The sequence below is a fragment of the Candidatus Merdisoma sp. JLR.KK006 genome (assembly GCF_036941035.1).
Taxonomy (GTDB): Bacteria; Bacillota; Clostridia; order Lachnospirales; family Lachnospiraceae; genus Laedolimicola.
On sequence record NZ_JAYMNS010000003.1, the window covers coordinates 150,695 to 171,457 of the forward strand.

General features: G+C 46.0%; 18 protein-coding genes. 1 reads left to right on the plus strand and 17 read right to left on the minus strand.

Going from position 1 to position 20,763, the window contains the following annotated elements; all coding sequences use genetic code 11:
• Positions 1-57 precede the first annotated feature (57 nt).
• Positions 58-1,365 carry a vWA domain-containing protein gene (locus VSQ61_RS03925; RefSeq protein ID WP_334343133.1) on the minus strand — a complete coding sequence of 436 codons (1,308 nt, stop codon included), beginning with the start codon at positions 1,363-1,365 and terminating at the stop codon, positions 58-60.
• 50 nt (positions 1,366-1,415) lie between these two features.
• Entirely contained in the window at positions 1,416-2,381 is a 966-nt protein-coding gene (locus VSQ61_RS03930) for a leucine-rich repeat protein (protein WP_334343134.1), read from the minus strand.
• A 330-nt stretch (positions 2,382-2,711) separates the two neighbouring features.
• Between VSQ61_RS03930 and VSQ61_RS03935 the strand changes: the two genes are divergently transcribed.
• Positions 2,712-3,536: a Cof-type HAD-IIB family hydrolase gene (locus VSQ61_RS03935; RefSeq protein ID WP_334343135.1), complete on the plus strand. Its 825-nt coding sequence runs from the start codon at positions 2,712-2,714 to the stop codon at positions 3,534-3,536.
• A gap of 143 nt (positions 3,537-3,679) precedes the next feature.
• Here the strand turns inward: VSQ61_RS03935 and VSQ61_RS03940 are convergent, their stop codons facing one another.
• From VSQ61_RS03940 to VSQ61_RS04010, 15 genes are all read right to left on the minus strand, one after another.
• Complete coding sequence (locus VSQ61_RS03940; RefSeq protein WP_334343136.1) at positions 3,680-4,558, minus strand: N-acetylmuramoyl-L-alanine amidase; 879 nt, start codon at positions 4,556-4,558, stop codon at positions 3,680-3,682.
• 246 nt (positions 4,559-4,804) lie between these two features.
• Complete coding sequence (locus VSQ61_RS03945; protein ID WP_334343137.1) at positions 4,805-5,713, minus strand: dihydroorotate dehydrogenase; 909 nt, start codon at positions 5,711-5,713, stop codon at positions 4,805-4,807.
• A 28-nt stretch (positions 5,714-5,741) separates the two neighbouring features.
• Entirely contained in the window at positions 5,742-6,512 is a 771-nt protein-coding gene (locus tag VSQ61_RS03950; RefSeq protein WP_334343138.1) for a dihydroorotate dehydrogenase electron transfer subunit, read from the minus strand.
• Between the two features lie 23 nt (positions 6,513-6,535).
• Positions 6,536-7,462, minus strand: coding sequence for an orotidine-5'-phosphate decarboxylase (gene pyrF, locus VSQ61_RS03955; protein ID WP_334343139.1), 927 nt, complete (start codon positions 7,460-7,462; stop codon positions 6,536-6,538).
• Positions 7,463-7,502: 40 nt separating this feature from the next.
• Positions 7,503-9,329, minus strand: a complete 1,827-nt coding sequence (glmS, locus tag VSQ61_RS03960) for a glutamine--fructose-6-phosphate transaminase (isomerizing) (protein ID WP_334343140.1) — start codon at positions 9,327-9,329, stop codon at positions 7,503-7,505.
• Positions 9,330-9,447: 118 nt separating this feature from the next.
• The gene (locus tag VSQ61_RS03965) at positions 9,448-10,362 is read right to left on the minus strand and encodes a glycosyltransferase family 2 protein (protein WP_334343141.1); all 915 of its coding nucleotides are present in this window, start codon (positions 10,360-10,362) and stop codon (positions 9,448-9,450) included.
• 71 nt (positions 10,363-10,433) lie between these two features.
• Complete coding sequence (locus tag VSQ61_RS03970; protein WP_334343142.1) at positions 10,434-11,570, minus strand: LCP family protein; 1,137 nt, start codon at positions 11,568-11,570, stop codon at positions 10,434-10,436.
• Positions 11,570-12,979 carry an undecaprenyl-phosphate glucose phosphotransferase gene (locus VSQ61_RS03975; RefSeq protein WP_334343143.1) on the minus strand — a complete coding sequence of 470 codons (1,410 nt, stop codon included), beginning with the start codon at positions 12,977-12,979 and terminating at the stop codon, positions 11,570-11,572. The genes VSQ61_RS03970 and VSQ61_RS03975 overlap by 1 nt, the downstream gene beginning before the upstream one ends.
• A gap of 6 nt (positions 12,980-12,985) precedes the next feature.
• Positions 12,986-13,945 (minus strand): glycosyltransferase family 2 protein, encoded by a 960-nt coding sequence (locus VSQ61_RS03980; RefSeq protein WP_334343144.1) that lies wholly within the window; start codon positions 13,943-13,945, stop codon positions 12,986-12,988.
• Positions 13,932-15,389, minus strand: coding sequence for a glycosyltransferase family 2 protein (locus VSQ61_RS03985; protein WP_334343145.1), 1,458 nt, complete (start codon positions 15,387-15,389; stop codon positions 13,932-13,934). Before VSQ61_RS03985 ends, VSQ61_RS03980 begins: the two co-directional genes overlap by 14 nt.
• A 34-nt stretch (positions 15,390-15,423) precedes the next feature.
• Positions 15,424-16,098 carry a DUF4956 domain-containing protein gene (locus VSQ61_RS03990; protein ID WP_334343146.1) on the minus strand — a complete coding sequence of 225 codons (675 nt, stop codon included), beginning with the start codon at positions 16,096-16,098 and terminating at the stop codon, positions 15,424-15,426.
• A 72-nt stretch (positions 16,099-16,170) separates the two neighbouring features.
• Entirely contained in the window at positions 16,171-16,863 is a 693-nt protein-coding gene (locus VSQ61_RS03995) for a polyphosphate polymerase domain-containing protein (RefSeq protein ID WP_334343147.1), read from the minus strand.
• 83 nt (positions 16,864-16,946) lie between these two features.
• Positions 16,947-18,614 (minus strand): CotH kinase family protein, encoded by a 1,668-nt coding sequence (locus VSQ61_RS04000; protein ID WP_334343148.1) that lies wholly within the window; start codon positions 18,612-18,614, stop codon positions 16,947-16,949.
• Positions 18,611-20,197, minus strand: a complete 1,587-nt coding sequence (locus tag VSQ61_RS04005) for a CotH kinase family protein (RefSeq protein ID WP_334343149.1) — start codon at positions 20,195-20,197, stop codon at positions 18,611-18,613. The genes VSQ61_RS04000 and VSQ61_RS04005 overlap by 4 nt, the downstream gene beginning before the upstream one ends.
• A 62-nt stretch (positions 20,198-20,259) precedes the next feature.
• Complete coding sequence (locus VSQ61_RS04010) at positions 20,260-20,661, minus strand: GtrA family protein (protein ID WP_334343150.1); 402 nt, start codon at positions 20,659-20,661, stop codon at positions 20,260-20,262.
• Positions 20,662-20,763 lie beyond the last annotated feature (102 nt).

Here is a 20,763-nt window from a genome sequence, read left to right on the forward strand (position 1 = left end):
ACAAAATGTGTCCATAAACATCTCAAAGCCAAATGCCTGTTTCTAAAATACTTTATTCTACTCACTTAATTCATCTGGTCCCAATATCAGCTTAATCGCCCAGGGCGGCACATCCACATCCCGGTAATTGTCCTTGATAAATATAAAGGCTGTCTCATATGGGGGCATCTTTGCAGGAAAGGTTCCATATCCATCCGTAAAATACAAAAGTCCCCTGAGACGGTAAAACGCTTTCCTTGTCAGCAGTTCCTCCACATAGGCAAAGGCCGGACGAAAATCCGTTCCTCCCTGCCCCTTTATAGTCAGATGCTCCATATAACTTTTCAGTTCCTCCTGGCCGGTGATCTCCGCATCCGACTGGACACGGTCGTCACACTGGAGAATCCGAATATGAATCTCACGAAAAAAGCTTTCCGACTCCTGCAAGACATTGTAAGTCTCCTCCAGGAAACGCCGGACCAGCTCATCCTTGCAGGACATGGAGGTATCAATCACAATGACAAACTCCTCAATCTTCTGAACCTCCTTGGTCTCCTGGGGCTCAATGAGGGGCATATTTCCGTAAAGAGAAAGGCCATAGTGATAAAAGACATAGTCAAAGGTATCCATATCTACCTGCATTTCTTCTTTCCGAACAGAGAACCTTCGTAAAAATTCCCGGTAATCATAACGGCGGTGATTTTCAATCCGAAGCTGCTCCACAAGTCCCTTGCTGCCCTCTGCCGCCTCCTTAGAAAATGTCTCCATATCCATTTCCATCCGTTCCCGAAGATTCTCCCACTGTTTCCGGTTCTGTTCTACTTGGGATGGGGGCTTCTCCTGTTCCCAAAGACTATGATCGTCCACAGAAAACGCCTGCTTCCAGCCCATAAGCTCCGAACCGCTTATCTGCATGCGGCAAAGTTCTCTGTAAATACCTCCCGCTGTGAGCACGGTCAGCTTTTCCTTAAGCCTTGCATAGACAGCCTGACGAAAAACGCCCGGAAGATGCACGCATTTCAAATGGAGGCCGTCAAGAACGGATTCCGCCGCAATATCACAGGCCAGATTCCAATATTCCATATCCCGTTCTTTTCTATAAAAGGGATGGCAGAACAGGCAGTGCATCAGGCCGTGAAGATACAGACGCATCACATAGACTCTGCCTGTCTGGTAAAGCTTTAGCAAATCATCCGGTGCAAAAAAGAGCGTTCCCCCATCGGTTCCCGCCGGATGCACTTCCGCCCCCGGCCGGACAGGAAAGCTTCCCAAAGCCAGATCCAGAAAGCGCATATGAAGATAAAGCTCATTTCGTGCCTGGTTTAAAATTCTTGTCCCCAGCACCTCCTTTTGCAGATACCGTTCTTGTTCCTTATGCATCACCATAGCCTGTGACGGCTCCTTTCAAAATTGTATCCACTCTATAATCAGCAGTTTCAAAACTCAAATAGTTCCTCCCTGGATGAAAAACGTCCATGCAGCACACTTAGGAGAAACCCATTCCCCTCCGTAAACCCCCGCTCTGCTGCCTGTCCCAGAAGCCGGCGTAAAATTATTTCCTCCTCCGGGCTTCCGGGAAGATGCTCTTTAACCAGCCAGTTCAAAAGTTCCATATCTCTCTGTTCTATGGCCCACAGTCCGGCTTCCGGCAAATGCTCCCTAAGATATTTTTCATAATCCGTTCTTCCCTCTGCTCCCAGTTCCATGGAAAACCGCAAGCGTCCCAGAGCCAGTTCCAGCACCGAATCCCTGTCCTCCTGAGCCTTTGCCCGAAAAAAGCATCCGTCATAGGCATGAAAATCAAATCTTTTCCGATAAAAGCAATTTCGAAAATGCATTCCGCTGCCGTGCATCTGAGTCATAAGAATCCGTGCCGGCGTATTCTCCACGCCTTCCTCATAAAATTCCGGAAATACCAGCCTTGCTTCTTCATTGCCTCTGTAAATAGTAAGCCTGAGTTCCTCATTCAGTTCCATCAAAATCTCCTGCAGGCAGGATGTTCCTGTATCATCCAAGGTAAGCTCCAGCTGTCTTATATGATGGCAGCCGGTAAATAATCCGGCTCCCAGATCCTTAAGGCTTCCATGAAAAGAGAAATGTTCCAGGCCGCTGCAATTGTAAAATGCATAAGCTCCTATTTTTTGAAGCGCTGCCGGCAGATATATCCCTTTCAAACGGAAACCGCAGAGGGCCGGTTCCTCATTCTCCCCGGATAGAAGAAGCTGTCCTGACCGTATTTTCTCCTCCAGCTTCTCTTCCTCCATATGGGCCGAAAATGCATAAGGCGCCAGTTCCGCTACCGGATACCCTGCCAGCCTGTCCGGAACCTCAATCTTTGTCCCATAGCTGAAGCAGCGCCAGATTTTAACTGATTTATCCTGAATCTCATATGCAAAGTTCATAACTTTTATTTTCTCCCAAGCAACTATCTCCTGTCTTCCCTTTTACCGACCGCCTGGACGCTGGCTGTTCTTCCGCTTTCTAATGTTATACGATATAAAAGCTTTTTTCAAGGGTTTTGTTACAATTCACACTATACCAGATTTTATAAAATTTTTATTTCACAAAGGTGCGAATTGTAACAGGGACTGCCCATTTTAAGTCGTTTTCAGCGGGGGGCAGTCCCTCTGACCCCATAGCACAAACACCTTTTCTTGACACTTTAACCGGTAATGGTGTAACATTTAACAATGATATATGATTTTTATAAAAGACAATTAAGGGAGGCTTGTATGGAAAGCTTAAAATACAAAGCATTAGCACTGGATTTGGATGGAACTTTAACAGACAGCAATAAAAATCTTCCGCCCGAAAATAAAGAGGCCCTGTGGAAAGCAATGGACTTAGGCGTAAAGATAATCTTAATATCCGGGCGATCCGTTATGGGCATAAGAGGCCTTGCAAAAGAGCTGGAATTTGAAAAGCGCGGCGGTATTATCGCTGCTTTCAATGGCGGAAAAATCTTTGATTATCAAACCGGAGACATCATACAGGAATTAATGTTCCCCAAAGAAGCAATTGCCGACACCTGTGCCATCGTTAAAAAGCATGGTGCGCAGCCCTTATCTTATACGGATACACACATCGTTGCGGAAACGGATACGGACGAGTATGTCTTAAGAGAATGTAAATGCAATTACACAACAGTGGAAAAGGTTTCCAATCTTCCGGAATTTTTAGATTATCCGATTCCAAAGATTCTGGGAGCAGGGAAACATGAACGGCTTCTGAAGGCTCGTGATGAATTTCTTGCAAAATATTCCCATATCTGCGACAGTTTTTTTGCAGAATCCTTCTTTTTGGAGTTAGCCCCAAAGGGAGTTGCAAAGGATAAGGCCCTTTCCAAGATTTGTGACTATTTAAATATTTCCCGCAAGGAGCTCATGGCCTGCGGTGATGGGCTGAACGATATTTCCATGCTTGAATATGCCGGTTTGGGCGTTGCCATGAAAAACGCTTACCCGGAAACCTTAAGCAAAGCGGACTGCGTTTCTCCTTTCACCAACGATGAATGCGGCGTGGCCTGGGCTGTGGAAACATATATTTTAAACTCCTAAGTAATTTGAGCTGCTGTTTAGGCAATCACTCCCAAAACAGCAGCTCTGTTTTCATCTCTTTTAGACATTGATTTTTTTACATTCTACGCATTTTATAATAATTTTCGTCTCAATGGCAAAATCCCGGTTCCCGTTTATCTAAGTCAGGTAGTAATATACGTATTATATCCTTTTTCCCGAACCTCCCGCTCCATGGCAATGGCATTGCTCAAACGTGTGAAAGCTCCCACCTGTACCTTGTACAGGCCATCCTGAAAGACAATGAATGCCGGGAACCCGTCATTTTCCAGAAGCTGCAGAAGATTATCCGCATTCTGGCGCTCCCGGAAAGCTCCTGCCTGTACCCGGTACAGCTCCTCCGGTTCCTCAGGCGGCATAGGCTGCGCCGGAGGCATAGGGGGACGCATCATAGGCGGGCGGGGCACAGGCGGCCTGCGGCGCTCTTCCTCACCCCGGTCATCCTCCGATACATTGCTGGATGACACTTGGGTTCCTTCTAAGGTATCCATAATCCCATCCGCAATGGCCTGAGCCATAGCCTGAAAACGGCTGTCAAAGAGACGGTTATCCACGTCGCTGTCTATAAACCCTGCCTCTACCAGCAGAGCAGGCATCTGCGTGCTGTTAAGTACTACCAGATTGGGGCGGATACTCACACCGGCATTGCGAAAGCCTAATGCCGCCAGATTCGCATTAATTCTCTCCGCCATCTGCTTTTTGATTCCGGAATCGTCATAAATCAGGGTCTGAACCCCTGTATACTGTCCCGGATATTCTCCTGCGTTCCTATGAATGGATACAAAGAGATCCGCTCCCTCCTCATTGGCAATTGCTGCTTTCTGTCCTACGGACTGGGTAACATCACTGGTTCTTGTGTAGCTTACATCATATCCGTTTGATTCCAGAATCCGTCCCACTGCCATTGCAAGCCGCAGGGCGTCGTCACTTTCCCGGCGGCCCTCATATACTGCGCCCGGATTGCTTCCTCCGTGTCCTGCATCCACTACGATCTTTGTTGCCATAAGCTCTCCTTTTGCATTTTTTCTTTACGATCTAGAATATGTAAAAGGCACGGAAAGGGTTACAGAAAGGGAGGTGTATCTTGCTTTATTTCTATTTCCGCATTATAATAATTCTGGCATCAGTTCCGGGATGAGTGCGGTTTTGCCCGTATCGCCGGTGTCTCGGTTCACACATATTGATTATCCCGGAGGAACACGCGGCGGCTGGTGCTTTTTAATCAACACCGTATGAAGCTCTATAAATATTTAATGTACTGCACCAATCAAATCATTTATATCTTCCACATGATACTGTTCCATATAAGCCCGAATGCCTTCCGCTGTCTCCTTGGCTGCATAGGGATTGGCAAAATTCGCTGTTCCCACAGATACAGCCGCAGCACCGGCCAGAATAAACTCCAGGGCATCCTCCTCATTGCAAATACCTCCCATGCCAATAATTGGCAGGGATACAGCCTGAGCTGCCTGATATACCATACGCACGGCTACCGGCTTTACAGCGGGCCCTGACAAACCGCCTGTCTGGTTTGCTATGGCAAAGGTTCTTCTATGAATATCAATCTTCATCCCAGTTAAAGTATTAATAAGAGAAAGCACATCTGCGCCCCCCGACTCTGCCGCCCGTGCCATCTCCCCAATATCTGTCACATTGGGACTGAGCTTCATAATCACCGGCTGCTTTGCATACTTCTTTACCTCACGGGTCACTTTCTCCAGTGCTTCCGGCTTCTGGCCAAAAGCAATGCCTCCTTCCTTTACATTAGGACAGGATACATTGATTTCTAAAAGATCCACTGGCTGATCTGAGAGTTTTTCCACTACTTCGCAGTAATCGGAAATAGTTTTTCCACAGACATTTACAATAATCCTAGTGTCAAACTGACGCAAAAACGGAATATCTCTCTGAATAAAGACATCAATTCCTGGGTTCTGAAGTCCAATGGCATTGAGCATGCCGCTGGCAGTCTCAGCAATCCTGGGGGTTGGATTTCCCGGCCATGGAACATTTGCCACCCCCTTTGTAACTACAGCTCCCAAGGCCCCCAAATCATAAAATTCACTGTATTCTGCGCCAGAACCAAAGGTTCCGGAAGCTGTCATAACAGGATTTTTTAATTCCACTCCTGCCAGATTTACAATTGTCTTGTATTCCATACCTTTTTCCTTCCTCCATGCCCCATGTTTAAAGTTCGATCTCTCCTGCTGCAAATACAGGACCATCCTTACAGATACGTTTATTCTTTACATGGGTATGAGCATCTATATCCATAGAATGACATACACAAGCCAGACATGCCCCCACGCCGCAGGCCATGCGCTCCTCCAGGGAAAGATAGCAGTCTATTCCCTGCTCTGCCGCATAAGTCTTCAGCGCGCGCAGCATGGGTGTAGGACCGCAGGCAAATATAGCCTGGCCGCTTAGCTTCTTCCCATGAATAGCATCCAGCACATTTCCTTTTGTTCCCACACTCCCGTCCTCAGAAGCCAGATATAGTTCCCCATTTCTCTCCAGTTCTTCCTTCAAAAAGAGTTCGCTGTTCCGATAGCCGACTACAATCAGCTTCTCCCCAGACAATCTCTCAGAAAGCTCCACCATGGGCGGTATCCCGATTCCTCCGCCAATAAGAAGAACCTTTTCATATCCCTTGTCCAAAGGGAAACCATTACCCAAAGGACCTACAATCTCCAAGGTATCCCCTGTGCCATAACCGGAAAATTCCTTCGTTCCTTTTCCGGCTATCCGGTATACCAGACGAATTCTTCCCCTCCTCTGATCTACCTGGCAAATGCTGATGGGTCTTGGAAGCATCCTGCTTTCATCCCTGCTATAGACAGAAAGAAACTGTCCCGGAACTGCCTCCCCTGCAATCCGTTCTGTCTGAAGCCACATACTGTAGATATCCGTGGCAATCTTCTGCTGTTCCGTAATTACAGCCGTTTCCCTGTACTTCATACTAAGTCCCTCTATTCCACTTTCTACCTCGTCTCCAACGCCTGACGAATATCTGCCGTCATATCCTCCACTGCCGCTCTGGAAGCATCTGCAAAATGCTCCGGGCCAAAGGAAGCATATTTCTCCTGCTTATATGCTGCAATAATTCCCCGTGAAGAATTTACAATAGCTCCCAGTCCGTCCGGATTAAAGAAATGAACCAGATCCTTTGCCGTTCCTCCCTGGGCACCGTAACCCGGCACCAGAATAAAGGTCTTTGGCATTAGCTTTCTCAAAATCTTTCCCATTTCCGGATAAGTAGCTCCCACAACAGCTCCAATATAGCTATAGCTGTCTCCCATGTGCTCTTCCCCCCACTGGGCTACCTTTTCTCCTACATGCTCATAAAGGGGGCGGCCGTCAATCAGGCGATCCTGAAACTCTCCGCTGGACGGATTAGAGGTCTTCACCAAAACAAAGATTCCCTTATTTTCCTCCTGACACACCTCTATAAAGGGCTTTATGCCATCGCTGCCCAGATAGGGATTCACCGTCGCAAAGTCTTCATGAAAGGCCGTATAGCATTTGCTTCCTACCTGAATTTTTCCCAGGTGTCCTGCTGCGTAGGCAGCGGAGGTTGAGCCAATGTCCCCTCGCTTAATGTCACCGATAACCACCAGATCCTTTGCATGGCAGTAATCCACCGTCTTCTGATATGCCTTCAGACCCTCGATGCCAAACTGCTCATACATGGCAATCTGCGGCTTTACTGCCGGAACCAAATCCCAGGTCTTATCCACAATTTCCTTGTTAAACTGCCAGATAGCCTCCGCCGCTCCTGCAAGGGTTTCCCCATATTCCGCAAACGCTTTTTTCTGTATATGCTCCGGAACATAGTTCAGCATCGGATCCAAACCGATTACAATAGGAGCTTTTGTTTTTTGAATCTTTGCAATAAGTTTGTTAATCATGGTATCTCTCCCTTATCTTATATTGATATATATTTTTGTATTACTCAACAGTCACTGATTTTGCCAGATTCCGCGGCTTATCAACATCACAGCCCCGGCCAATGGAAATATAATAAGCAAAAAGCTGCAGCGGAATAATTGCCAGAGAATTGGCAAAGTAAGGATTCGTCCTTGGGATATAAATCACATAATCTGCATTTTTCTCTATCTCCACATTCCCCACATTGGTAACTGCCATAACGAATGCGCCGCGGGTACGTACCTCTACAATATTACTGATCATTTTCGCCAAAAGCTGATCCTGCGTTGCTACAGCCGCCACAAGCGTTCCCTCTTCAATAAGAGAAATGGTTCCATGCTTTAACTCCCCTGCTGCATAAGCCTCAGAATGGATATAGGAAGTCTCTTTTAGCTTTAAAGAGCCCTCCATAGAAATAGCATAATCAAGTCCCCGGCCAATAAAGAACACATCCTTTGCTGCCAGATACCGATTGGCAAACCTCTGAATCCGCTCCTTATTTCCCAAAAGCAGCTCTATCTGCGCCGGAAGACGCTCCAAATCCGCCAGCATCTCCCCAAGTGTCTTCTCATCCACTGTACCGCGCACCTGAGCCAGCTTCATGGCCAAAAGGTACTGTGCAATGAGCTGCGTGCTGTAAGCCTTTGTAGTGGCAACGGCAATCTCCGGACCTGCCCAGGTGTACATTACATTGTCTGCTTCCCTTGCAATAGAACTTCCCACCACATTTACAATGGCAAGCACCGGTCTTCCTTTGGCCTTTGCCTCCCGAAGCGCTGCCAGAGAGTCTGCTGTTTCTCCTGATTGGCTGATAATCACTACCAGCGTTCCTTCCTCCAAAATAGGGTTGCGGTAACGAAACTCACTGGCCAAATCTACTTCTACAGGAATCCGGGCCAGACCTTCAAAGACATATTTACAGGTCATGCCTGTATGGTAGGCAGAGCCGCAGGCTACAATACAGAGTTTTTTTACTGCCTGAAGCTCTTCGTCCGTCATACCCAATTCTTCGATCACAATCTTTCCATCCTTTAGACGGGGACTGAAGGTATCACGCACAGCCCCCGGCTGTTCGTAGATCTCCTTCAGCATGAAATGCTCATAGCCGCCCTTTTCTGCCGCATTGATATCCCATTCAATGGTCACAGGCTCCTTCTCTATCTCTTCCTCGTCAATATTATAAAAGGTCATGGAATCCGCAGTCAGCTTAGCAATCTCCTGATTTTGAATATAATAAACGCTTCTTGTGTAGCGCAGAACCGCCGGAACATCCGAAGCAATGAGATTTCCGCTTTCGGAAGAGCCTACAATCAGCGGACTGTCCTTACGGGCTGCATAGATTTCTCCCGGATGATCTGCAAAAAGAATGCCAAAAGCATAGGAGCCTTCCACCCGATGCATCAGCTTTCCGATTGCTTCCAGAGGATCTCCATTGTAATAGTAATCCAGAAGATGGGCAACTACCTCTGTGTCTGTATCGGAGCGGAACGTATACCCCCGGCTTTCCAGCTTTTTTTTCAGCTTTAAATAATTCTCTATAATTCCATTATGTACCACCACTATGGATTCATCCTGATTGTAATGAGGATGGGCGTTGGTATCCGAGGGAGCGCCATGAGTTGCCCACCGGGTATGACCGATTCCGGCAATTCCGGGCAAAGCAGTACCATCATGAGTCATTTCGCTTAAAACTTTCAGACGTCCCTTGGCCTTAACTACCTTGATCTCATCTCCATTATAGATGGCAACCCCTGCCGAATCATAGCCGCGATATTCCAGCTTGGACAATCCATCCAGCAAAATAGGTGCCGCCTGTTCACTTCCAATGTAACCAACAATTCCACACATAGATAAAATCCTCCTATTTCAAGTTCCGCAGTACTTTTACAGCACACCCTCTATTAGAAGAACTTCCTGTCACAAAAACATGTGCCTGGAAATTCTTCTGTGCACTGTCAAAGTACTGCTATTTCAAGTTCCAATACTCCCTGTTCATCGTACACCGCTGTACCAGCCATCCGGGAAGCCTTTGATAATTTCTTCCCAGCTTATAACCAATATACTTGCATCCGCTGAAAAACACAAGACTAAATATCAGCCAGGGCTTTCTAATCTTCAAGCAATGGACTGCTGTCTGCTTCACCAGCCGAATCCCTTCTTGTTCCGAAACAACCCCCCCAAACACCTCCGGATGCTCCGTTTGAGAGACAGCCAGATCAAAGTTCCGCTTAAATTGCTTGATCCCGCTGTAATTATGAGAATGAATCACCCTTGCCTCCGCAACGTACGCAATCCCATAATCGTTTTTTATAAGTCCCCCTGCATAAATCATATCCTCATTAAAGATCGTATGATTTATAAAGCCTCCTTGCTTTAAAAAAGTCTCCCGTTCATACATCGCACATACATTGGAGCAGAAAAAGGTCTTGATTCCAAGTGTTTTCAGATCTGACTTTGTCTGAATCCGGCTTTCCTCCGGATAATTAAAGCTGCGCGTATACCGTTCCAGCTCCCTGCATTCCTTCCTTGGAAGCTGTCTGGCATAGGCGGCCTTTACTTGTGGATTTGCAAACATCTCTGCCAGCCGTTCTACCAAATATTCATCTGCCGGCATAGCATCCTGGGTCATAAACAGAAGATATTCCGCATCTGTATGCCCCACACCGGCATTTCGCGTGCCTCCATGATCAAACTCCGACCGGTCCAGATGATAAACCTCCACATTGTCATAATACTCTGTCAGCCCCTCCGGGAAGGCTCCTGTTCTGGTATTCATAACCACTATTTTATGAATGTTCTGTGTCTGGGATTCCAGCCTTTTCAAAAGCTCTAAAAACTCCTTCCCCGGATGAAAGGTTGGTATAATCACATCTATCCTCATGTACTGTTCTCTCCAAAGCATTCCTGAAAAATGGACGAGGCTTTGACTTCCCCGTCCATTCGGTTTCTGCTTTACGTGCCGCTTTCCTTGGCGTACACGCCTGTTTGACTGGATATCTCATCATTAAACTGGATTACTGTCGGGGAGGGATAATAGTCCTCCTCGTTAAAGAGAAACTTATGCAGTTCTCTGACATTCGCTTCCAAATCCGCAGGCGCCACAATGTCAGCACCGTTGATCTTCACATTCTCTCGCAGAGTGGGGAAGCCTCCTGTCTCTCCAATTTCATAAGACATCATGCTGGCTGCCATCTTTATCATCTCCGCCTTGGGAATGTTGGTGGCAATCAGCGGAAATACCTCGTCAATAATCTGGTTGATGGTTCCAAGACTTGCGGACTTAGCCTTCCGTGCAATCTCTGTAATAACCGTCCGCTGGCGTTCCGTCCGGCCAAAGTCATTTCCCACCGCACGGATTCGGCAATAAGAAGTAGCCTGAAGGCCGCTCAGGGTCTGAAGCCCCGGCCCTTCTACAAAGACACCAAATTCTCCTGTCACTGCTGTAGTCTCATACATATAGTTGTTGATCCATTCCCACTCATTATCCTGCACGTCTATATCAACGCCGCCCAGTAAATCAATGGTCTTGATCAAAGCCAGGAAATCCACACTGACAAAATATTTAATATTCAGATCCAGATTGGTATTCAGCATAGCCATAGCCTGATTAGGGCCTCCTGCTTTATAAGCAGCATTGCATTTTCCATAAGTATCATCGGCCCGGTTCAGATAAGTATCCCGGAATATAGAGGCCAGTCTTACCTCCTTGGTCTCATTATTGATACTGGCAATAATGATGGTATCGCTCCGGTTCCCGGCACCCAGATCGCCCATAGTTCGGGTATCAATTCCAAAAAGTGCAATATTGGTATAACCCTTCAATACCTCTTCTGTAGCGTCCTCCATATCATTCATCTCTACTTTGTCCGCATCCACGCCCAAGTCCTGAAACTTATCCAGCTTTCCAAGTCCCCAGACGCCCACGCCCAAAAGCAAAAGAAGCACCAACTCCGCCGCCAGTATTCCGATCAGTTTTCTTCTTCTCCTAATCTTCTTCTGCTTTTTACTCAGCTTATGCCCCTGTCTCCCTCTCCTATTTCTTGCTTTTGTATCGGCTGCCATATCATAACCCTTTCTGCTTTCTGACATTAATAGGCATTTTCATTCACAAAGCCCTTAAAGATTGTCAGAAACAAAATTTTTATATCAAACCCAGGCGTCCAGTTTTCGATATAATATAAATCGAACTCAATGCGCTTCCGAATCGAGGTATTTCCCCGATAGCCATTGACCTGAGCCCACCCGGTCATTCCCGGGCGTACCTGGTGTTTAATCATATATCTAGGAATCTCTTCCCGGAACTTTTCCACAAAAAAGGGGCGTTCCGGCCGAGGCCCTACCAGACTCATATCACCTTTCAAAATATTGAAAAGCTGCGGAAGCTCGTCAATACTTGTCTTTCGAATCACCTTTCCAACTGCGGTAACTCTTGGATCATCCGGCACTGTCCATGCTCCCCTTTCCTTCTTTGGAGATTGGACATCCATGGAGCGGAACTTATACATACGAAAAGTCTTATTATGAAGCCCGACTCTTTCCTGGGCATAAATAAGCGGCCCTGGAGAAGTAGCCTTAATTGCAATTGCTGTTATCAGCATCACAGGCGAAAAAAGTATAATCGCCCCTAAACCTCCCACAATATCCATGGTCCGTTTCACCACTGCATTAAAGGTGTTGGTTAAAGGAACATGCCGGATATTAATCACGGGCAGCCCCATCAAATCCTCTGTGTAAGGCCGTGTAGGTATAATATTATTATAATCCGGAACAAATTTTGTATGCACACCGGATTTCTCACAAACCGCCACAATATGCTCCAGCTTAGAATACTCACTTAGTCCCAGAGTGATCGCAATCTCATCAGGGGATGTCCGGGAAAGCAGTTCTTCTATCTCCTCCGTCCTTCCAAATACCTGAACCCCTCGATAGCGCATGCCGCATTCTACATTGTCATCCAGAATACCCATAATCTCATAGCCCCATTCCGGATTAGCCTTGATTCGATCAATATATTCTTCTGTTGCCCGGCTGTAACCTACCAGCACCATATGCTTCTGATTGAAACCTTTTCGGCGCAGCCGCTGAAGGACAAGTCGGATAAGAGTGCGAACCAGCCCCTCCAGAAGAATGTTGATTACATAAAAATAAAGTAGCATCATTCTGGAATAGTAATCCGTAACATCCGAAGCGCTTCGCAGGAGATACATCAATGCTAAAAACAGAACCAGGCCTATGGTATTGGCCTCTACGATCTTGCCCAGCTCTACCCTTTTTCTGCGGACACTCTTGGTGGTATACAGGCTGAATGCCATATACAGCAGCAGATAAACAGGAACCAGAAAGAACAGTACAATCATATACTGGCCGAACAAAAGTCCTGTGGTGTTATGCAAAATCGGAAACTGTATCACCCATGCCAGAAAATAAGATGCTATAATCACAAGGGCATCTATCAGCACATGCAGCCGGTTAAAGTGCTGCTGGTTATCCTTTATCAATCTCTCTCACCTAAATCTCTTCCCAATATTTATCCATAGTTCTATCTGGATTTTACCATAGTGGGGAAGATTTTTCCAACAAAACTTTACTTTCTTCTCCCTGTGGCACATGGAAAGCCCTTCTTTCAAGCCTTTTCGATAAGTTTTTCCAAGACCTTTTTTTACAAAAAACAGATATTTTACCCCAAAGCCAGCCAGCATAAAAGGAAAATTCAAAAAAAGCTGAAGAGCCGGCATGTTCTTATAGACCAGATAAATGCTGTTTCTGGAGCTTAAATGTACCTTGAACTCATTATATCTGGAACCGCTGGTTCCGCTTCCCACATGGAGAACCTTTGCCCTCGGCTCATAGATATTCTTCCATCCTGCAATTTTAGCTCTCCATCCCAGATCGATATCCTCCAGGTAAGCAAAGTGAGACTCGTCCAGATATCCTATCCGTTCCAGCAAAGCCTTGCGGTAGATCGCTGCACCGCCGCAGGCTGCAAAGATCTCATCCGGCTTTTCATAGTATTCCACAGGCTTGTCTTTTCCTCTCGCAAAAGCCCAGCCAAGAGCACAGTAAAAATTACCAGCATCGTCAATTTTTTCCGGATGGTGAAGCTGAATCATTTTTGCTCCGGCAGAAAAAGCCCGGGATTCCAACTGTAAAGCTGACACCATGGCCTCAGTAAAGCCCGGCAGCACCTCTGTATCATTGTTCAAAAGAATCACATAGGGAGATGAAGCTTTCTGCATTCCTACATTGGATGCCTTGCAAAAGCCAAAATTTTCCCCTAACGCAATCACTCGTACCTGGGGAAACTTCTCTATGACCAGCTCCCGGCTTCCATCGGTGGAGCCATTGTCAACCACCAGAATCTCTGCCTTCGGCGCATCCTGAATAAGCGCCTTCAAACAGTTTTCCACAAATGCTATTCCATTATAATTAGGCACCACCACAGATACCCTGCTATCTGCTTTCATAAACTACCGCCCACGGATTGTAGACAATCCGATACCCTTGTTTTGTAATGTGTGTACAGAGCTCCTCCACAGTAAGGTGATCCACTCCCCTCAAAAGCTTCCCTTTCACCAGAAAACAGTCTGTGGGAGATACCAGCTCCTGATGCAGCACTGCCCGATGAAAATATCCGGTACAGCCCTCTTTAAGCCCCTGCATACTTCCTCCAAAGGAATCCTTAACACCCTCCATACAAATATCCGAAGTAAGCCGTTTCTTTTTGTCATACACCCTTGCACAGGCAATGCCGACCTTCGGGCGTTCACAGCAGGCGCAAAGCTCTTCCAGAAACCCTTCCGACAGTCCTGCATTCCGGACATGCGCAAAAAGCACATAATCACTATTCTGAGGAATTGTTACAGAATTGTTACATGCTTTATCATAATATACAACTTTTACACCCATTTGTCCATTTAAATTTGCAAAAGATTTTATTAAGATTTTCGGATCTTCCCAGTGAAAGCGGATCCGATGGAATCCATAATTGGATGTACTCAGTACTTCTCCCCGAATTCCCATACGTTTCAGATGGGCCGCAACCGCCTGTTTTCCTGCTTCATAGGCATAGAGCTTGCTCTCCGGATTGGCCGCTGTGGAAGCCTCATGGCAGCGCCATGAATAGAGCACCTTGGGAATATGCAGAACTCTCTCTGCCCGTTCTGTACAGCGCAGGATAAAATCATAATCCTGAGCCCCGTCAAACGCTTCCCTAAACCCTCCGACCCTTTGGGCCAGTTCTCGTTTCACCACGAAAAAATGGCAGATATAATTGTTGCTAAGCAAATATTCCGAGTTAAAATCAGGCTTAAAATGAGGTTGGAAATGATGGGTAAGATCCATATTTACCTTATCCTCGTCTGTATAAACTGCATCAGCGCCCCCTGCTTTATAAAGGATCCCTGCCACTTCATAAAGAGCTCCGGGCAGGAGCAGATCATCATGATCAAGGAGGCCTATATAGTCCCCCTTTGCCATAGAAAGAGCTACATTGGTATTCTCGGAAATCCCAAGGTTCTGATTCAGTTTTTCATAGTGCAGCCGTGAATCCTTCCCTGCATATTCCTCTGCAATCTGCCTCACCTGGTCAGACGGACTGCCGTCAGCAATACAAAGCTCCAGATTTCCATAGCTCTGCTCCAGCACGGATTCAATCATCTGACGCAGAAAAAGGGGCGGTGTCTCATAGGCTGGCACCAGCACACTGATAAGGGGGCCTTTTTTCGACAGTTCTTCTGCCTCCTTCACAGTTGCCTTTTCCTCCTCCAGACGTTCCTTAAGCCATGCCTCGTAGCCTGCTTCTGCCTGATTCCGCTCCCTACGTTCTTTTATTTTATAATATAATTGTGCGGGCCCGTACTGCCTGACATAACGCAGTCCGCGCCCGCACAGCTTAAATAACTGATTCATATAAAGCTCCTGCAGGGGATAAAATTCCACAGCATTAAAAAGTGACTTCACCATCATGAGAAATAAGTGACACCGACCGAACTTTGGCAAGGCCTGATACCTCTTTTACAAAAGCCCCTTCCTCTTTCACCCGGACCTCTATGACCATATCCATATTTCCCTGGGAGATATTTCTGGACTTCACCTTATGGAATCGGCTGAACTTCTTCACTACGTCCAGAACCTGGTCTTCACTATCCGTGTCAGTCAAGTTTACTACCAGCATCATAGGCGCTCTGGAAACAGGAAGATTCTCCAAAACAAGTACTAATACGGTTACAACCAGACAGGTCAAAAGGGCTACCTCAAAAAGACCGGCCCCACAGATAATTCCCACACTGATGGACCAGAACAGAAATACCAGATCCATAGGATCTTTAATAGCTGTACGGAAACGCACAATAGACAATGCACCCACCATACCTAGCGAAATTACCAAATTGGACTGCATAGCCAGAATTATTGCTGCCGTAATTACGGAAAGAGCCGCAAGAGACACATTAAAGCCTTTTGAATAAAAAGACTTCCGTGTCATCAGCCGATAAATCACAAATATATAGCAGGCAAGTATACAGGTTACCAAAAAGGTAGCCATTATCCGCCCGGCCGAAATATCCATACTTGTAAATCCTTCAAGAAATGATTTTTTAAATACATCTTGAAATCCCATTGTTTACTTCCTCCTAATTTTAGTTCTGCAGTATTTTATACAATGCCTTCTGCATTTATTAATTTTGTATTATTACAGATTTTCCTTCAATGCATATCTCCTGCATAAATAATATTTGGAAAATGCTGTCTGCCTTAATTTTGAAAGCTGCAGGTTCCGATAGATATAGTCCGGAAGAAACTCATCATATTTCACCTCCAGAATATGCCGGCCTGCTGCCATAATGGGACGCCTTCGAAGCTTTGGCTCCAAAAAGCGCCCGATTTCATCGGATGATGCCATATTCCGATCCAGAGTAATCCGGGTATTACCCAATTTATCTGCAAAGGGAACCCTGTCATATTCCACAATCACCTTTGGCCTCAAAAGCCTTGTCCGCATGAGAAGATTCAGCTTCTTAAGCACTGGGGGATCATTCCCATTCACAGGGAGCAGCCTCCCTTCCATCAGTGTTCTGCATTGTTCTTCCTCAAGAAGACAAGACAGCTTCTGGGTCATTCCATGTTCCTTTCGCTTTAGTTCCAGGCTGATCCGCCCGCTGTCGCCATTGTAAATGCGGATTCGGAACTTTTCTCTGGGATCCGTTCCTATCTCATTTTCCAAGTAATAGCTGTTATGATAATCATCAAAGTATAGACTCCGGATTTGGTACATGCCTGCTTCCCCTGCATGAGCATCCAAGGGTACCAGTCTGCGGATACGGCCTTCCAAAAGCGCCATATCTTCAGCTGTCACCATATACTTTAATTCATGCCTGTAATCCATTGCCTGCCCAATTCCTTTCTATATCCAGTTCCGTAGTATCCTTCTGTACGCTGTCCGGATTCTACTGTTTATTCCAGTTCTCTCTATTCATATCCCAGTCCCATATAGCTCTCCAGCCTCCCGTCAAAGTAATAGTCGAGAAACTTCATACGGTAAAGAGCCATACGCTTAAACTGCTCATAGTCCTCTCCAAAGTTGCTTTCCGGCCAGCGTGCGGCATCACGGGCAAGGGCTCCGGAATCCTGCAGATCATGAACCAGATTATCCACATGCTCCGTGAGATTCTCATCAGAAAACAATCCCTCCCGCAGCATCAGCCATTTTTCCCTTATCTGTTCCCTTGCGTCTTCCACATCCAGTACAACCAGGCGATCACCTGGTTCCCAGTTGATGCGTTCGGAATAAAGATTTGTATTCAATCCCACATTCCAGACAGGCCCCCCAGTCTCTCCCTTTAGCCCTGCCTCATCTCTCACACTCAAAGCATCTCCCCAGGTAAGATCCATATCCCAGGGCGCAAAATAGATACGATATGACTGATTACTGCTCTTTGCGACATAATACATGTTTTTTGCCCGATTGTCAATTCCAAGGACTGCCTGAAAATAAATCCAGACGTTTAATGCTCCATCCATATCCATCAAAAGGGGCGCCTCTCGGGAAAAAGCCCCATCATCCTCCTGATCCCGAAAAATAAGGTATGAAAAAAGCGGTTCCCAGGCAGATGTATCTTCGCTGTCGTGATTTCCTTTCAGTTCAAAAGCTTTAAGGCTTCTCTCAAAGGGCGTTGCATCCTTAAGCCATCCATCATCGCCTCCCTGAAACCCCACAGCTTTATAAGAATATTCCGTCATACCTGGCTCTTCATCCTTTGTCAGATCAAGCTGCTTGGAATCCACTGGCTCCATAAGCCCATACAGGCCCCAGTATTCCTGATTAAAGAAAACCTCTACATACACCAGATCCGATCCAAACTTCGCCTCTGGGAATTCAGCTGTTCTGGCACCAAAGCTATTCCACAAATCTACAGAAAGCTTGTCACGGATTTTGGAAGAGTCACTGTACATAGCATTTAAAATCCACTCATCATCTGTGCGCAGGCCAAAAAGAGATTTTTTATCCGGAACTACTTCACCCTTTTTATTTTGATATTTCAGCGTCAGCTTATAGCCCTTTTTTGGATAGGTACGGCTGGTATTGCCGCGTATCTGTGCTTCCAGAATATTTTTTCCTGTCCAATTCTGCTTGCTTTTCGCATCCCAGTAATAGAGCATGCCTCCAAAAACGCCTGTATCCGCCGTCTCTGCCGTCTCTATAGAAAGTACTGGGAGTCCTGTTGCAACCAGATAACATTCCTGATACTCCATCCCGCAAAGGGCATAAAAACGGAATGCTTTTCCCTCCCGAATCGCCTTCTGCTTGGATTCCTTTGTAAAATCCTCCTCAAAAAGCAGGCGAATATCCCCAGAACCGCTGGAAAGCTCTCCCGTCTCCCACTGCTCCGTCTCTATATCAAGGGGAAGATAAAAGGTCGAGGTAAGCCTGTCAAATGGAAGCTTCTCTCCGGAAAAAAGCAGTTCTGTGAAAAAAGGTTCCGCTGCTTTTGTATAATTCTCTTTTATCTGAACCGCTTCACTGCTGCTAAGCCGCTCATATCGAACTGGTCCAAAAAAAAACGGTTTAAGAAAAAGAAAGGCCAAAACAGCCCCCAGCAGTATGCAGTTTGTCACAAGAGTTATTTGCTTTTTCACTCTCTATACTCCTTAAGCTCAAGATACAGCAGGGGATCCGAAAGCCATGTATCCAAGAACTTCATCCGCTCACAGGCACGCCTCTCAAGTTCTTCAAAATCCTCACTGTGCCGGCTGTCATACCAGAGGGCTTCATCCCTCCAAAATGCTCCGGAATCAATGATACAATGAACATTTGACTGAATATGCTCTCTTAAATAGGCATCGGAATATACATGCTCCCTTAAGCGTTTCCAACGTTCACGTACCTTCTCCCTGGCACCCTCAACATCCAGTCGGATAAGGCGATCTCCCAGACGCCAGGCGATGCGCATAGTCCAGATTTCTTCTGAAAACCGGCTTCTGTTTAATGCATCGAAATCATGAACATTTCCCCAGCTGTAATCCATGTCCCATGGCATGAAATATAAGCGATACTGCCCATTCTCATAGCGTGCCGGGTAGAAAATGTTCCTTTCTATGTTATCCATTCCCAAAACTGCCTGCAGGTAAAGCCACACTTCCAGTGCGCTGTCCACATCAATCAGCTTTGGAATCTCTTTTGCAAAAACCTCATCATCTGCATTCAGAAGCTCCAGATACCGATTCAACACCTCCATGTGAGCCTCATCCTGAACGGCATGATTTCCTTTCAGTTCAAATACATCTGCATCCTTTTGCTTGTATAAAAAATCTTCCGGCTGCGGCTCTCCTTCTTTTGTCAGATCCAGCTGCTTATAATCTACTGGTTCCATCAGGCCGTACAATCCCCAATATTTCCCGTTTTGAAACAGCTCTATATATTCCATATGATACCCAAAATGACCGTTTGATTCAATGGTCAAAGCTCCTGAATCGTTCCAAATATCCAATGACAGCTTATCCCGCAGCTTTGTATCCTCACTGTAAATGGAATACAGAATCCACTCATCATCCCTGCGCATATTCAAAAGGGATACCTGATTATCCCTATAGCTTCCGCTTCCCACCTGATTCTGCCTGTAAAGGGTCATTTTGTAAGATTTTTTGGGATTAAGCCGGCTGCTTCCGCCCCGGATATGTCCGCTCATAAGACTTTCAAAGCCCCAATCCTCCTTCGTATCTGCCATCAGAAGGGACATCCTTCCATAAACTTCATCATAACGAATCTCTTCCTCTGTCTCTATGCTGATGATCGGAAGACCGGTAAAAATCACTCCATATTCCCGGCAGACCTCATCCTGAACTGCCAGAAGCCGATAACGCTTTCCTTCCCGAACCGACTTTTGTTTCTCATCCTCCAGGGGATTGTCCAGCAGGTAAACCTTAATATCCCTCTGTCCGGAGGAAAAACGTCCCCTCTCCCATTCTGTTGTATCCATATTTACCGGAAGGTAAAAAGTTCCGCTTTCACGGTCACAGGGTAAGGACTCTCCAGCAAATATCAACTCCGTAAGAAAATCCTCATCCGCAGCTTCCAGGGTTTCCAACCATTCCTCCTGCTTCTCGTCTGTCAAAAACCCTGCATCCAGAGCCGGCTCTCTCACAGGAAAAAACAAAGCCGAAATACATGTCAAAGCAAGCAGCAGCAGACTGATACCAAGTGTCTTTCTTTTTTCTTTCATAGCTTTCCTCCAAAAAGTCTGTTGGATCAATCAACCTTTCCGATTTCTGCTATTCTCTCCTTCTAGGCTTTCTTCTCAATAAATATCTTGCGGCTGATAAAATTGTATACCATAACCACGCCTGTAGCAAAGATCTTCACTACCATATAAGCCCGATCCATATACTGTCCAAGCCAAGCCACCCCTGCCCACATAATCAACTGGTTAATTCCCAGACCAATCAAGCTTAAAATCACAAATACTGCAAACTGCTTTCCTTTATTTGCATTCTTGTCTGTGTCAAATACCACTGTAATGCTTAAAATATAGTTCACAACCACTGATACCGTAAAAGAACAGGCGCTGGCCCAGAGATCCTGAAAGCCTGCCAGCTCTACCAGGGCTACCATAATGCCGTAATCAATAAAAAAACACAGGAAGCCTACTATTCCAAACCTCATAATCTGAGTCATTAGTTTTTTCATATACGTTTCTCCATACTTTCCAAAATTACTCTCTGCAGCTAATTTTATTATTATACACGCTTTTCCCAAAATTGTAAAACTATGATTGATCAATCTTGAAAA